Raw genomic sequence first — 14,276 nt, forward strand, 5'->3', positions numbered from 1 at the left:
GGGGGTTGCCCGGGAGTTGTGTGATGTTCACGTGGGCGATGATGGCCGGGAGTCCGCACCGCCTCATTCCGGGAGAAACGTCATGGCACCGCGCATCCTGCTCGCCCGTCACGGACAGACCGAGTGGTCCCGCTCCGGCAGGCACACCGGGCGCACCGACGTCCCGCTGCTGGAGGAGGGGCGCCAGGGGGCGAAACTGCTGGGCGAACGGCTGGCGCGGGCGCCGTGGTCGGGGCTGCCCGGCGTGGAGGTCCGTACGAGTCCGCTGGTGCGGGCGAGCGAGACGTGCGACCTGGCGGGCTTCGGGCTGCAGGCGGAGCCGTGGGACGCGCTGCTGGAGTGGGACTACGGCGACTACGAGGGCATGACCCCGGCGGAGATCCAGGCGGTCCGGCCGGGCTGGCTGATCTGGCGGGACGGCGTGCCGGCCGGCGAGGGCACCGCGGACGTGGCGGCGCGCGCCGACGAGGTGGTGGCGTGGGCGCGGTCCTCGGAGCGGGACGTGCTGGTCTTCGCGCACGGCCACGTGCTGCGGGCGCTGGCGGCGCGCTGGCTGGGCGAGGACGTGTCGTTCGGCGCCCGCATCCGGCTGGACCCGACGTCGCTGTCGGTGCTGGGCTGGGCGTACGGCGCGCCGGCGCTGGAGCGGTGGAACGACACAGGCCACCTTGACGGCTGAGCCGGGTGGGCCGGGTGGGCCGGGTGGGCCGGGTGGGCCGGGTGGGCCGGGTGGGCCGGCCGGGCCGGCCGGGCCGTCCCGCCGGGGCGGTCTTGCGTGGGGCTGGACAATGGAGGGTGGCCCGGAAGCAGGGGCCGGACGGCGCGGCGGCCCTCGTCGCGCCGCGCGTACGCACAGACCAGCCGGAGGAATCGCATGGCAGAGCCCGAGCGGACCGAGCGGAGGATGCGGCCGGCGCCGCTGCTCTTCGAGCCCTCGGAGGCCGTCGCGGACCCGGAGCACTTCTTCGACCTGGAGTCCATCGAGGACCCGCGGGAGCTGCTGGCGCGGGCCACGGAGCTGACGCTGGCCTTCCGGGCGGCGCAGGACCGGGCCATGGAGTTCCAGGCGGTGGCGGCGGCGCAGCTGGCCGATCCGCGCCGGTTCGACAGCCTGTCGGCGGCGGAGGTGGCGGCCCGGGCGGAGTGGACCGAGGACTACGCGGACCGCATGATCGAGTTCGGCCGCGGCCTGCTGAGCGGCAAGCACGACCCGGCGTAGGCCGCGGCCGGGCGGGGGCGTACCCCGTACGGCCGAGGGTGACGTTGCGAACATCCGGCCGGGGTGATCACGCGAACACCCGGCCGGGGACGCCACTGGCATATGCCGGGGCGGAAGATACCCCACCCCGCGGCGCCCTGTCCCGGTTTCCGGCAACTCCTCGCAACCGGATCGGCACGCCCGGTACACCTGGTCCATGAGCTCTTGGGTGCGAGACGAGACGCGAGACGAACCGGCCACCGGGTGTCAGGCCGCCTTGGGCGCCGACGAGGCCGATCTGTTCGGGCTGCTGGAGGCGGAGGGGCTCGGCCGGCACGCGGCCGCCCACGTGACCCCGCCCGGCGCCGCGTGGCTCGCCTCCGCCTCCCCCTACCCCCGCAGCACCCTCTCCCTGTGGGAGTCGCGCCCCACGGCGCCCGCGGTGCTGCCCTGTGGTTCGGCCTTCGACGTCGTGAACGTGCCCGCGGTGTTCGGGCGGCGGATGCTGGACCGGCTCTGGGAGGAAGGCCCGGGCTCGGGCCCGGTGGCCGTGCACCGCGGGCGGATGCTGCTGTTCGCCGCGCCCGGCACGGCCCACCGGCTGCCCGCGCTGCTGCACTGGGAGGAGTGGGGCGGGGCGATCCCGTCCCTGCTGTGCCACGGCCGCGGCGACGCGGTGGCCGTACCCGCGCTCAGCGCCCCGGCGGACGGCGCGCGGACCACCTCCCGCTGGCTGGTCGCACCGGACAGCCGGCAGCCCTGGCTGCCGGGCCCCGAGGTGCTCCTGTGGGCCTGCGTGCGGGCCGCGCGCGCCGCCTCGGCCGCGGCGGTGCGGGTATCGATTTTTCCTCCGGCCGGTCCGGATGCTAATGTCTACGACGTCAGCAGGCGCCGCTAGCTCAGTTGGTTAGAGCAGCTGACTCTTAATCAGCGGGTCCGGGGTTCGAGTCCCTGGCGGCGCACCGACAGAAGAAGCCCCTCGCAGCAGCGAGGGGCTTCTTCGTATTCCGGCGGCTCCCGGCGACGGCGCTCGAGGCCGCCGCCCGGCTAGGCCGTGATCTTGACGATCCAGTCCCCCGACGGGGTCCGGTCGGCCACCTCCACCCGGATGCCGTCGCCCGGCACCGTGTACGCCTCCCCCACGTCCAGCGGCGCGTCCGCGAGCGCCGGGTAGACCGAGTCGTCCCAGCAGGCCTCGGTGTCCGGGTGGGTGTCCAGCACCTCGACCGGTCCGCCGCCCGAGGGCGCCTCGTTGCGCACCCGGTAGATCAGGACCCCCTCGGTGCAGGTGCCCTCGTCGTTGCCGGCCGAGCCGCGCGCCTCGACGGCGATCGCACTGTTCTCGCCGGTGCGGACCACGGCGAGCCGGGTGCCGCCGCGGGCACCGCGGGCCGGGGGCGCACCGAGGGACTGGAGCGTGTGCAGCGAGGTGCCGCTCCGTACGCAGTCCACCTGGTCCGGCTCCAGCCAGCCCAGCTTCCACTTGTGCCAGGCGAACAGGTCGGGGGCCATTCCGAACTGGCTGCCCATGACGTCCCAGTCGCCCACGTGGGTGTCCCAGTCGCCCTTGCCGTCGGTCGGCCGGTGGTAGAGGTCCGGCAGGTCGAAGACGTGCCCGGTCTCGTGGGCCAGCACGTTGCGGTCCGGCGGGTGCTGCTCGAAGACGGTGACGATGCGCCACAGGTCGGCGCCGTCCGCGCGGACCGGGCGGTCGAAGTTGACGACCTTGGTGGCGTCGGAGTCCACACCGGGGGCGTCCGGGTCGGCGACGAAGTAGACGACGTCGTACCGGCTGAAGTCCACGGTCCGGTCGGCGGCGGCAACCGCGTCGCGCAGGTAGGCGGCCCGGTCCTCGGGGGCCCAGTCCCTCTTTATCCGGTAGGCGGTGGACGGCTTGGGCATCGGGATCCACGCGGCGCCCGGATGCGGCACCAGCCGGAACTTCCCGTAGGAGGCCTGCTCGAAGAAGCGGCTGGTCGCGGGGAAGTGGTCGGCGGCGAGCTCCTCGGGGGTGGTGTGCGGGCGGGCGTCGGGGAACGACAGGAACACCATGACGGCGTTCAGGGTGCGGGCGGGCTTCGGGTAGGCCGTGTTCCAGGTGTCGAGGCCCAGTGAGTGGTGGGCGGAGGTCCGGGTCAGCGCGCACGGGACTGCTCCGGAGGCCGCGTCCGCGGGTCCGGCGACGAGCGACATCGCGGCGAGTGCCGTCAGGGAGGTGAGCGCCGCCGCCGCACTGCGGGCACGGACGCGCTCCCCTGGGCCGGGTGTCTGCTGTCGCGGCACATGGACCTCCGGTGAGGGATCGGAACATCCCATCCACCTTGTGCCGAAATCAGGCGTGTTGTCCTGTTCCAGTGCCCCACACGAGTGAGCACGACACCACGCTGCTGACCCTCGTTAACATCACGGAACGTCACATTCGATCGAGTGACAGCCAGGGCTGTTCAGTCATGCACACGGCCGCGCACAAACGCGCGCAGCTGCGCAGAAACGATCGGCCTGGCATCCGGGACGATCATCGACACCCCCTTCCACCGGCCCGGAATGACCGCCGTGCAGCTGGATAGGGCTCCGACGTGCCTCTATGATCGGCACACTTTCCTGCGCGGACACCGGGAGCGAGCCCGTGAGCGGAACATCGGAAGGACCCCGTGCAGTGGCCGAAAGCCTCCGGGGAACCACTACGGAACGTCACTTCACCGGTCGGTCGGCCGCCGAACTGCGCGACTACCGGGCCGCCTTCAACGCGGCCCACCTCGCCATGGCCGTCGTCGACCGCGAGGGGCTGGTGGTCGCGGCCAACCACGCCCTCGCCCAACTGCTCGGCGCCGAGCCGCATTCGCTCGTCGAGCAGTCCGCGGCCGAGCTGGTGGACCTCGGCGCGGAGGCCCGGACCTGGCAGGCGTACCTGGAGGTGCTGCGCGGCCGGCAGGCCCGGCTGCGCTGCACCCGGCGGCTCAAGCACGCCGACGGGCACTCGCTGTGGACGGAGGTCACCCTCGGGCCGGTGCCCGGCACCCGGGACGTGCTGCTGTCGGTGTCCGACATCAGCGACCGGCGCGACCTCCAGGCCCGGCTGCGGCACCTCCAGATGCACGACCCGGTGACCCGGCTGCCCAACCGCGCCCTGTTCTTCGAGCGGGTCTCCGCCGCCCTGGAGTCCTCGGCGTACGAGCACGGCGGCACCGGCCGGATCGGGCTGTGCTACCTGGACCTCGACGGGTTCAAGGCAGTCAACGACACCCTCGGGCACCGGGTCGGCGACCGGCTGCTGACCGCCGTGGCGGCCCGGCTGACGCACTGCGCGGACCAGGCCGGGTACGGACGCAGCGGCGGGCACCTGGTGGCCCGGCTGGGCGGCGACGAGTTCGCGCTACTCGTGGAGGACTCCACCGGCACCGAGCAGCTGGCGGAGCTGGCCCGGGCGGTGCTGGCGGCGGTGCAGGAGCCGTTCGACCTGGCCGGGCAGCGGCTGTCGGTGTCGGCCTCGATCGGGGTGGTGGAGCGGGCCACCGACGGCACCTCGGCGACCGCCCTGATGCAGATGGCCGACACCACGCTGTACTGGGCGAAGGCCGACGGCAAGGCCCGCTGGACGCTGTTCGACCCGGAGCGCAACGCCCACCGGATGACCCGGCAGGCGCTGTCCTCGACGCTGCGGCCGGCGGTGGAGCGCGGCGAGTTCGCGCTGGAGTACCAGCCGCTGGTGGACCTGGAGACCGGAGTGGTGCGCGGGGTGGAGGCGCTGGTGCGCTGGAACCACCCGCAGTTCGGCGTGCTGACGCCGAATCGGTTCATCGGAATTGCCGAAGAGGACGGCTCGATCGTCCAGCTCGGGCAGTGGGTGCTGCGGACCGCGTGCCGGCAGGCCCGCCGGTGGCAGCTGGACCACCCGTCCGAGAACCCGGTGTTCGTGAGCGTCAACGTGGCCGTCCGGCAGGTCTGGGACTCGGACCTGGTCGGCGACGTGGCGGCGATCCTCGCCGAGACCGGGCTGGCCCCGCAGCTGCTCCAGCTGGAGCTGACCGAGTCGGCGGTGATGGGCTCGGCGGGCCGGCCGCTCCAGGCCCTTCAGGAGCTGAGCGACATGGGCGTGCGGATCGCCATCGACGACTTCGGCACCGGCTACTCGAACCTCGCCTACCTGAGCCGGCTGCCGGTGTCCGTCCTCAAACTGGACGGCTCGTTCGTCCGCGGCTTCCGCTACGAGGAGGGGACGCACCCCAATCCGGCGGACGAGACCATCGTGGAGGCCCTGGTGCAGCTGGCGCACCGGCTCGGGCTGACGGTGACCGCCGAGTGCGTGGAGACGGCCGGGCAGGCGGCGCGGCTGCGCCGGGTGGGCTGCGACACCGGCCAGGGCTGGCTGTACTCGCGGGCGGTGGCCCCGGAGCGGATCGCCGAGATGATCGGCGCCCGGGCGGTGCCCTCGCAGCAGGACCGGTAGGCGCCCTGCGCACGGGACCGCCCCGCACCCCGGTCGGGGGTGCGGGGCGGTTCGCTGCTCGGCGCGCGGGTGGGGGGATCAGCAGGCGCCGAGGTCCTGCCAGACGCCCCAGTCACCGGTGGTGCCGGGCTCCTCGTTCTGGGTCCACCACTTGGCCTTCCAGGTGCGGCCCTTGTGGGAGACCTGGGTGCCTCCGGTGTAGACGCTGCCCGCGACGTAGGCCGGGGCGGTGCAGCTGCCGGCCGGCGGGGTCGTCGGCGGGGTGGTGGGCGGCGTCGTCGGCGGGGTGGTCGGCGGCGTCGTGGGCGGGGTGGTCGGCGGCTGGGTGGCTCCGCCGAGGGCGTCCGAGATCTGGTTGAGCAGCGTGGTGTTGGCGTCGAGGCCGAGCAGCGAGTACATCATGGCGCCGCCCAGGCCGCGCTGCCTGCCGTAGTCGACCCGGGCCTGGATCGCCTTCCGGTCCAGGCCGGTGAACCACTCGCCGTCCTTGTAGAAGTACGAGGCCTTGGCCTGGTCGTCCCAGAAGGTGGTCGCCGGGTTGTCGACGATGCCGCCGAGCTCCTTGTACATCGCGATGCCGGCCTGCTGGCTGGTGGGCCGGGCGCCGGAGGCGCCGGTGGCCGGCTGGGCGAGGCCGTTCGCGGTGCCTGCGGGCACGCCCTTCCAGCCGCGGTAGTAGAACTCGTAGCCCAGCGTCAGCTTGTTCGCCGGGAAGCCGCCCGCGATGCCGTAGGCCGGGTTGCCGTCGATCCAGGAGTCGATGGCGTTGTCGATGCTGTACTTCTGGGTGCCCGGAGCGATCGGGTCGGTCGGGTCGTTGGCACCGGAGTACAGCGGGGACTGGTGGTACGTCGGCCCGTCGCCGTCCCAGGCGCCGTGCATGTCGTACGTCATGATGTTCGCGTAGTCGAGGTACGCGCCGATCTTGTCGGTCTCGATGTGCTTGATCTTGTCCTGGCCGGCCGGGAGGGCCGCGGTCAGCATGTACTTCTTGCCGCCGTTGGCCGCGCCGTGGGCGTCGAGCTGGGTGCGGAACTCCTTCAGCAGCAGCGTGAAGTTGGCCTTGTCCTCGGGTCCGTAGTGGTTGCCCAGGTGGCCGCCGGAGGAGCCGGGGTACTCCCAGTCGATGTCGATGCCGTCGAAGATGCCGGCCGCGGTGCCGGGGCCGCCGTAGCCGCCCTCGACGGGCAGGTTGCCCTTGATGTACTGGTCGATGCAGGAGGAGACGAACTTCTTCCGGCTGGCGTCGGTGAGCGCCGCGTCGTGGAAGTACTTCGAGTACGTCCAGCCGCCGAGGGAGATGTTGATCTTCAGGTGGGGGTACTTCGCCTTCAGTTCCTTGAACTGGTTGAAGACGCCCACGATCGGCTGGTCCCACTTGTCGGCCACGCCGTCCACGCTGTCGGCGGCGCTGAAGGATTTCTGGTAGTCGGCGTACGAGTCGCCCGCGCCGTCGCCGGCGTTCGGGTTGTTGTCGTCGCCGGCCGCCTTGTTGGCCTCGAAGCAGGTGAGGTTGGTCGGGTGGATGTTGCCGAACGAGTAGTTGATGACGTCCAGCTTGCCCGCGATGCCCCGGGTGTCGAGGTGCTTGGGGTAGAAGGCGTTGCCGTAGACGCTCCACTGGTCGTAGTAGGCGATCCTCACGCCGCCGGCCGTGGTGCCGGCCGTGGCGGTGGCGGCCGCCTCGGCGGTGGTGAGTCCTGCGAAACCGGCCAGCGCTCCGGCGGCAAGCGCGGCGGTGGTGGCGGCCGCGAGCAGCGGTTTACGGATGTGCATGAACTGCCTCCGGAGTTGGGAGGGGTGGGGGGTCCACGTGTTGAGGAGAGTGATAGTCGTCCCGCCATGACCGCGTCAATGGTTCAGGCCAAATAAGGACTAGACCAGTCCCGAGGCAAAATGGCCGGTCAGAGACGTGACCGGGCACGAGAAACCGCCCGCCACCCCCGGTGACGAGCGGTTTAAGGATCTCTTCAGGTGGCCCTGCGACAGGTTTTGGCAACAAACCAGCCAATCCCCGTTCGCACCCCGTTGACGGCTCAGCCGGCGGCCCCCGGCAGCCCGTACACATCTGCGACGAGCTCGTACGAACGCAACCGGGCGTCCCCTCCGTGGGCGTTGGAGGTCAGCATCAGCTCGTCCGCGCCGGTCCGCGCCACCAGGGCGTCGAGGCCCTTGCGGACGTCCTCGGGCGACCCGTGCACCACGTTGCGCAGCCAGCCGTCGACGAACTCCCGCTCCGCCGGGGAGTAGTCGTACGCCGCGGCCTCCTCGGGGGTCGGGATCAGGCCGGGGCGGCCGGTGCGCAGCCGCAGCATCGACAGGGCGCCGGTCATGGCCTGCCGGCGGGCCTGCTCGGCGTCGTCGGCGGCCAGCACGCCGACCCCGATGAGCGCGTACGGGGCGTCGAGCACGGCGGAGGGCCGGAAGGACTCCCGGTAGAGGTCGAGCGCGGGCACGGTGTTGGCGGCCGAGAAGTGGTGGGCGAAGGCGAACGGCAGCCCCAGCTCGCCGGCCAGCCGGGCGCTGAAGCCGGAGGACCCGAGCAGCCACAGCGGCGGCCGCCCGGTGGGCCCCTGCACCGGCCCGGGCACGGCGTGCACCCGGGCGTACGGGTGTCCGTCGGGGAAGTCGTCGTCGAGGAACCGGGTCAGCTCGGCCAGCTGCCGCGGGAAGTCGTCCCCGCCGCGGTCGGGGCGGGCGGCGCCGCGCAGGGCGGCCGCGGTGCCGCCGTCGGTGCCGGGGGCCCGGCCGAGGCCCAGGTCGACGCGGCCGGGGGCGAGCGCTTCGAGGGTGCCGAACTGCTCGGCGATGGCCAGCGGGGCGTGGTTGGGGAGCATCACGCCGCCGGAGCCGAGGCGTATCCGGTCGGTGTGGGCCGCGAGGTGGGCGAGGATCACGGCGGGCGAGGAGCTGGCGACGCCGGGCATGGAGTGGTGCTCGGCCACCCAGTGCCGGTGGTAGCCGCGCGACTCGGCGAGCCGGGACAGTGCCACGCTGGTCCGCAGGGCGGCCGCGGCGCTGCTGCCGCTGCCCACGGTCACGAGATCGAGTGCGGACAGCGGCACGGGTGCCTGCCCGTGCGCCGTGCCCCGGATGTCCTCACGCTCTGCCACCGTCATGACCGCTTCCGCCCGCTCTCTCCGCGCCGCCGAATCCGTACGAAGAGGTCGAACAGGCGTCACCGGGGTCTCATTCCCGCCCACCTGACGCCAGTGTCATGACCTTGGCATATGCCATTCCGATGAATCCCTGCCCAGGGGCCCCGGCCGCACCGGAAATCTCCTCAACAGACGCTCCACAACGGCTCTTTGCTGGTTATCGTGGGAAGGCAAGCGGTAACAACCTGCTAGGGGGAGACCGTGGCGCTGACGGAGCCGACCGCGCCGTTCCATTCGGTGCAGTACGCCCTTCGCGTACTGGAGACGATCTCTCGGCACACCGGGGGTGTGTCCGACGTCCAGATCTCCCGCGAGACCGGGCTGCCGACGGCGCACCTCGCACCGTTACTGATGATGCTGCGCCGCGAGGGGTACGTGCTCCAGGTTTCGGAGGGCGCGTACGCGATCGGCGATTCGCTGGTATTGCTCGGCTCGGGCGCCGACCGGCAGGAGGCGCTGCGGCAGAAGCTCCAGACGGCCCTCGACGGGCTGCGCGACACCGTCGGCGCGGCGGTCTACATCAGCCGGTACGTGGACGGCGAGGTGCAGATCACCGGGGTCGCGGAGAGTCCGCGCACACCGAAGGTGAACGAGTGGGTGGACTTCCGCTCGGCGGCGCACGCGAGCGCGGTGGGCAAGTGCCTGCTGACCCAACTGGACCTGAACGGCCGGCGCGACCACCTGTCCCGCCACAAGATCGCCCGGCTGACCTCGCGGACGATCACCAGCGAGCGGGTGCTGTTCTCGAAGCTGGACGCGCAGCCGGCGACGGTGCCGATGCTGGACCTCCAGGAGTACGCCCTGGGCACGGTGTGCGCGGCGGTCCCGATCACGGCGGGGTCGGCGGTGGGCTGCCTGGCGCTGTCGCTGCCGGTCGAGCACGCGCACCGGCTGCGGGCCGCGGCGGAGACCCTGAACCGGAAGGCGGCTCCGCTGCTGCTGTCGCTGAGCCTGTAGCCAGCGTTCGCCCGGTGTCCGGCGCTCGGCGCTCGGCCGGTGTCCGGAGCGGGCCGTGGAGCCCGGCCGGAAAACACTTCGGGCGGTTCCCGGTGAACCGGAAACCGCCCGAAGATCAGGTGCGCCGCCAGGGACTCGAACCCCGGACCCGCTGATTAAGAGTCAGCTGCTCTAACCAACTGAGCTAGCGGCGCCTGCTGACAGAGAAAATACTACCTGGTCCCGAGGGGTGCTCGTGACCACCCGGTCCGGAGGTGCCCGCGGGGCGGGTGCGGCGCGAGGTACGGGGGTGCCGGGCGGGGCTCACGACAGCCCCAGCAGGCCGCTGCGCCCGTGGTCCTCGTACGCCGCCAGCAGGCCGGCCAGGTCGGCGGCGGAGAGCGGGCGGTAGCCGGGGGCGCCCGGGGGCCGCCACCAGACGGGGCCGGTGACGGGGGCCGGGGCGGTCGCCTGGGCGGGCTCGGAGGCCGGGGCGGGCTCGGGCGGGTGCGGGAGGAAGGCGGCGCGGCGCAGGGCGACCCGGTGGACCTTGTTCGTGGCGGTGACCGGCATCGACGGGACGATGCGCAGGTAGCGCGGGGCCATCTTGGTGCCGAGGTCGGGCTGGGCGGCGAGGAAGGCGGCGAAGGCCCCCGGGTCGAAGGCGGTGCCCGGGTGCAGGGCGAGCGCGGCCATCACCTGGTCGCCGGCCACCTCGTCCGGGACGGCGTGGACGGCGACGGCGGCTGCGGCCGGCCAGCGGGCCAGGATGTTCTCGATCATCGCGGCGGCGAGGTTCTCGCTGTCGACGCGGAGCCGGTCGTCGGTGCGGCCGGCGAAGTAGAGGAAGCCGGACTCGTCGCGGTAGAAGAGGTCGCCGGTCCAGTACCAGCCGTCGCGGAGCCGGGCGGCTTCCGCCTCCGGGTTGCGCCAGTAGCCCTCGAAGGGGCTGCGGCCCCGGTTGACGAGTTCCCCGATGGCCTCGGCCACCCCGGTCAGGGTGCCGTCCGGGCCGGTGCGGGCGGGCGGGCGTTCCTGCCGGGTGCGGGGGTCGACCACGGCGAGGTCGTCGCCGGGGGCGGCCCGGCCGATGGCGCCGGGCGGGGTGTCGTCGGTGTGCTGGACGGCGGCGCCGCCCTCGGAGGAGCCGTAGCCCTCCACGAGCGGGACGCCGAAACGGTCGGCGAAGCGGGCCGCGTCGACGGCGCCGGCCTCGGTGCCGAAGCCGGTGCGCAGCGGGTGGTCGCGGTCGTCGGGGCGGGGCGGGGTGGCCAGCAGGTACTGGACGGCCCGGCCGACGTAGGTGAAGTACGTCGCGTCGAAGCGGCGGACGTCGTCGAGGAAAGCGGAGGCGGAGAACCGGCGGCGCAGGGCGATGCCGGCGCCCGCGTGCAGGGCGGGCGCCCAGTCGGCGATCACCGCGTTGCCGTGGAACATCGGCATGCAGATGTAGTGGACGTCCTCGGGGGTGACGCGGAACCGCCGGGCGAGGGCGGCGCCGGCGCGGGCGAGGCGGCGCTGGGTGCACAGGGCCGCCTTGGGGGCGCCGGTGGAACCGGAGGTGAAGTAGAGCAGCAGCCGGTCGGCGGGGCGGGGGCCGCCCGGGCGGAGCACGGCCTCGCCGGGGACGGCGTCCGCGTACGGGGCGAGCAGGGCGGCGTACTCCTCGGTGCCGGTGACGAGGATCCGGACGCCGGGGAGGTGGAGGCCGGCGAGGAGGGGCAGGTGGGCGGGTTCGGTGAGGAGGACGCGGCAGTCGGTGTGGAGGACGTCGCGGGCCAGCTCGGGGCCGCGGCGGGTGGGGTTGATGCCGGCGACGGCGGCCCCGGCGAGGGCCGCCGCGCCGAGCCACAGCGGGAACTCGGGGGTGTTGTCGAGCAGGATCCCGAGATGGGGTTCGGCCCCGCGGGGCAGCAGGTCGACGAGGAGTGCGGCACGGGCGGCGGACTCCCGGACGGCCCGGTGGTGGCTGAGGGTGGTCTCGTGGTCCCTCAGCCCGGTCCGGTGGTCGCCCCACCGGCGCAGGACGAGTTCCGCGACGGTGTCGGGTGTGCCCGTGCCGCTGGTCGCCATGGCGCCGCACCATAACTGACGCATCGTCAGAATTGAAGGCGGCGCGGGCCTCGGTGGTGCAGGCCCTGGCGGTGCGGCCCCGGCGGTGGGGCCTGCGGGCATGCGCCTAGAAGACGACGTCCGAGCAGGCATAGAAGGCCATCGGGGTGTCGTTGACGGTCCAGACGGAGAGGATCATGTGCCGGCCGGTCTTGCCCGAGGGCATCCGGCCCTGGTGGACGGTGGTCATGGCGGGGCGGGCGCCGTTGTAGGCGACGCTCAGGAACGGGGCCGGCTCCAGGGCGGCGCGGGTCAGGGGCTTGCCGGAGTCCCAGCCGTTCTTGGTGATGTAGTACCGGAAGTCCGTGGTCGAGTGGTTCGCGGTGAACTGCCAGCGGAAGTTGTAGCTCTGGCCGTTGGTCACCGGGGTGGCCGGCCAGGCGCCGCCGCGCGGGTCGTCGAGCTGGGCGAACTCGCTGTGGCCGCCGGCGCAGATCCTGCCGTCGGCGGGGCCGGCGGCGGGGAAACCCTTGAAGCCCTCGACGCTCTGCGGCTCCCACTGGATGGGACCGCAGTCGGAGACGGTCCGGTTCTGGCAGAGCTTCTGGCGGCTGATGGGCAGGTCGGTATAGCCGTGGCCCTCGGCGGCGGGGGCCACCAGGACGGTGGCGCCGAGGACGAGGCCGAGGGCGAGCGCGGTGGAGCCGGTGCGGCCGGTGCGCAGGCCGCCGGGGGTGCGGGGGCGGGATATGAGGGTGTGACGCATGGGTGCTCCTCGAACGTGGGGGGGGTGGGGATGCGGGGATGAGGTGGCGGTGAGGGCGCGCGTCCGGGATTTCAGGTCTAGACCAAGTCTCAGATTATTGACGGGAGTTGGCCATGTCCAGACCAATGCGGGAACGGCCGGGCCCCGTGGTGCGGGGTCCGGCCGTCGTGGGGCGGGTGGGAGGTATTGCTACTCCTGGCGGCCGGTGTAGAAGGCCACGGTGAGGTCCTTCACGAGCGCCTTGCGTTCGTAGTCGTCGAGTTCGACGATGCCGCGGCTGGTGAGCCGGCGGATGGTGTCGTCGACCGCGTCGACCACCGAACTCAGCACGCTGTCACGGTGCTTGGCGTCGATGGCGGCGACCCGGCGGCGCTGCATCGCGGCCGCGACCTCGGGGGCGTACTCGATGCGGGTGGGCTGGGCGGAGTACACGTCGATGCCGACGGCCGCGGTCTCCGCGGCGAGCATCCGGGTGAGGGCGTCTCCGACGGCCTCGGCGTCGCGCAAGGTGGGCGCGTCCTCGTGGAAGGCGTCCGCCGGAAGCTGCGACAGCACCCGGGCGAGGGCCGACTCGACCTGTTCGACGAGGTACGCCGTGTGGTCCTCGACGGCGAGCGTGGCACGGGCGGTGTCCCGGACCCGCCACACGACCTGGACCACGACCCGGAGGGCGAGGCCCCCGGCGTCCACGGCCGGCACGGGATCGCTGCGCCAGTGCCGCAGGCGTACGTCGACGCGGCGGCGCAGCAGCAGGGGGCTGACCCAGAGCAGGCCGGTACGGCGGACGGTGCCGCGGTAGCGGCCGAACAGGGTCAGCACCCAGGCGTGGCCGACCCGGCCGCGGCCGAGCCCGCCGAGGGCGAGCAGCGCGATCACGCCGAGGACGACGAACGCGGTCCAGTCGAGCACGCCGAGCGCGTCGTGTGGCCGGACCGTCAGACCGAGCGCCCGCTCGACCCGCCCGGGCCACGCCCCGGCCCACCCGAGCACCCCCAGCCCACCGGCCACGGCCACTCCCCCGGCCAGGACCGCCACCCACCCGGGCAGCACCGGCCCCGGCCGCTCCCGCACCTGGGGGTCGGCGGGGGCTGCGGGGCGGGGGGCGGCGCCGGGTCCGGTCCGGCGGGCGCCGTCGGGTGCGGAGCCGCGAACGGGCTGCGGGCCGCGGTCGGGTGCGGCATCCCGGCCGGACCGTGGGCGGCCGTCAGGCACGGCGCCCAGGCCGGGCTGCGGACCGCCTTCGGGTCCGGGCGCGCGGCCGGGGCGCGGGCCGGTCACCGGGAACGGGACCGCAGGCAGCGGCACGCTGCCCGCCGGGGCCCCGGACCCGTCCCGGAACATCAGGTGGACGGGGATCTCCCCGGCACCGGCCCTCCGCCGCACCCGCCGGTTCGGCCCGGGCACCCCGTACGCCCGCACGAGCGGCATGGGGACGACGGGCAGATCCTGCGTGTCGTCCTCGGCAACGGGCCACAGGGCCGTGACCCGCGTGTCATCTTCGGCGACAGGTCGCAGGGCCATGACCTGCGCGTCGTCCTCAGCGACTGCGCCCGGGGCGCCGACCTGCGCGTCATCGGTGGCCGGGGCCCCCTGCGCACTGTCGATCAGCGGGATGACCTGGGTGTCGTCCGGTGCAGGACGATGCCGCACCACCACCTCGCCTGAGAGGTCGTCGGGCACCGGGGCCCCACCCCGCCCGGCCTCCGCCGGCCCACCGGC

At 73.4% G+C, this 14,276-nt stretch carries 10 protein-coding genes, 2 tRNA genes and 1 pseudogene; 6 read left to right on the top strand and 7 right to left on the bottom strand.

Going from position 1 to position 14,276, the window contains the following annotated elements:
* Positions 1-82: 82 nt before the first annotated feature.
* The 4 genes from LG634_RS24025 (at position 83) to LG634_RS24040 (ending at position 2,160) form a co-directional block, all read left to right on the top strand.
* Positions 83-679, top strand: a complete 597-nt coding sequence (locus LG634_RS24025) for a histidine phosphatase family protein (protein WP_226736144.1) — start codon at positions 83-85, stop codon at positions 677-679.
* Between the two features lie 195 nt (positions 680-874).
* A complete protein-coding gene (locus tag LG634_RS24030; RefSeq protein WP_226736146.1) occupies positions 875-1,219 on the top strand; it encodes a DUF8844 domain-containing protein in 345 nt (114 codons plus the stop codon).
* 196 nt (positions 1,220-1,415) lie between these two features.
* Complete coding sequence (locus tag LG634_RS24035; protein WP_226736147.1) at positions 1,416-2,096, top strand: bifunctional DNA primase/polymerase; 681 nt, start codon at positions 1,416-1,418, stop codon at positions 2,094-2,096.
* A tRNA-Lys gene (locus LG634_RS24040) sits at positions 2,087-2,160 on the top strand. Before LG634_RS24035 ends, LG634_RS24040 begins: the two co-directional genes overlap by 10 nt.
* An 85-nt stretch (positions 2,161-2,245) precedes the next feature.
* Here LG634_RS24040 and LG634_RS24045 read toward each other — a convergent pair.
* Positions 2,246-3,481, bottom strand: coding sequence for a M6 family metalloprotease domain-containing protein (locus tag LG634_RS24045; protein WP_226736149.1), 1,236 nt, complete (start codon positions 3,479-3,481; stop codon positions 2,246-2,248).
* A 343-nt stretch (positions 3,482-3,824) separates the two neighbouring features.
* Here LG634_RS24045 and LG634_RS24050 point away from each other — a divergent pair, with 343 nt between their 5' ends.
* Positions 3,825-5,645, top strand: coding sequence for a putative bifunctional diguanylate cyclase/phosphodiesterase (locus LG634_RS24050; protein ID WP_372482480.1), 1,821 nt, complete (start codon positions 3,825-3,827; stop codon positions 5,643-5,645).
* Between the two features lie 78 nt (positions 5,646-5,723).
* Here the strand turns inward: LG634_RS24050 and LG634_RS24055 are convergent, their stop codons facing one another.
* Entirely contained in the window at positions 5,724-7,421 is a 1,698-nt protein-coding gene (locus LG634_RS24055) for a glycosyl hydrolase family 18 protein (RefSeq protein ID WP_226736153.1), read from the bottom strand.
* A 260-nt stretch (positions 7,422-7,681) separates the two neighbouring features.
* Positions 7,682-8,764, bottom strand: a complete 1,083-nt coding sequence (locus tag LG634_RS24060) for an LLM class flavin-dependent oxidoreductase (RefSeq protein ID WP_226736155.1) — start codon at positions 8,762-8,764, stop codon at positions 7,682-7,684.
* 240 nt (positions 8,765-9,004) lie between these two features.
* On the opposite strand from LG634_RS24060, the gene LG634_RS24065 reads away from it, so the two are divergent.
* Entirely contained in the window at positions 9,005-9,760 is a 756-nt protein-coding gene (locus LG634_RS24065) for an IclR family transcriptional regulator (protein WP_226736157.1), read from the top strand.
* 120 nt (positions 9,761-9,880) lie between these two features.
* Here LG634_RS24065 and LG634_RS24070 read toward each other — a convergent pair.
* The 4 genes and pseudogenes from LG634_RS24070 to LG634_RS24085 form a co-directional block, all read right to left on the bottom strand.
* Positions 9,881-9,954 (bottom strand) — tRNA-Lys (locus LG634_RS24070).
* 109 nt (positions 9,955-10,063) lie between these two features.
* A complete protein-coding gene (locus tag LG634_RS24075; protein ID WP_226736158.1) occupies positions 10,064-11,836 on the bottom strand; it encodes an AMP-binding protein in 1,773 nt (590 codons plus the stop codon).
* Positions 11,837-11,918: 82 nt separating this feature from the next.
* A complete protein-coding gene (locus tag LG634_RS24080; protein WP_226736160.1) occupies positions 11,919-12,557 on the bottom strand; it encodes a lytic polysaccharide monooxygenase auxiliary activity family 9 protein in 639 nt (212 codons plus the stop codon).
* Between the two features lie 189 nt (positions 12,558-12,746).
* Positions 12,747-13,919: pseudogene (locus LG634_RS24085) on the bottom strand (SPFH domain-containing protein); the annotation flags it as partial.
* Between the last annotated feature and the right edge of the window lie 357 nt (positions 13,920-14,276).

The sequence above is a fragment of the Streptomyces bambusae genome, from assembly GCF_020532645.1.
Lineage (GTDB): Bacteria > Actinomycetota > Actinomycetes > Streptomycetales > Streptomycetaceae > Streptomyces > Streptomyces bambusae.

Excerpts from the sequence above, each read along its gene's own strand:
- LG634_RS24025 (WP_226736144.1), top strand. The coding sequence starts at position 83 with ATGGCACCGCGCATCCTGCTCGCCCGTCACGGACAGACCGAGTGGTCC.
- LG634_RS24030 (WP_226736146.1), top strand. The coding sequence starts at position 875 with ATGGCAGAGCCCGAGCGGACCGAGCGGAGGATGCGGCCGGCGCCGCTG.
- LG634_RS24035 (WP_226736147.1), top strand. The coding sequence starts at position 1,416 with ATGAGCTCTTGGGTGCGAGACGAGACGCGAGACGAACCGGCCACCGGG.
- LG634_RS24055 (WP_226736153.1), bottom strand. The coding sequence starts at position 7,421 with ATGCACATCCGTAAACCGCTGCTCGCGGCCGCCACCACCGCCGCGCTT.
- LG634_RS24060 (WP_226736155.1), bottom strand. The coding sequence starts at position 8,764 with ATGACGGTGGCAGAGCGTGAGGACATCCGGGGCACGGCGCACGGGCAG.
- LG634_RS24075 (WP_226736158.1), bottom strand. The coding sequence starts at position 11,836 with ATGCGTCAGTTATGGTGCGGCGCCATGGCGACCAGCGGCACGGGCACA.
- LG634_RS24080 (WP_226736160.1), bottom strand. The coding sequence starts at position 12,557 with ATGCGTCACACCCTCATATCCCGCCCCCGCACCCCCGGCGGCCTGCGC.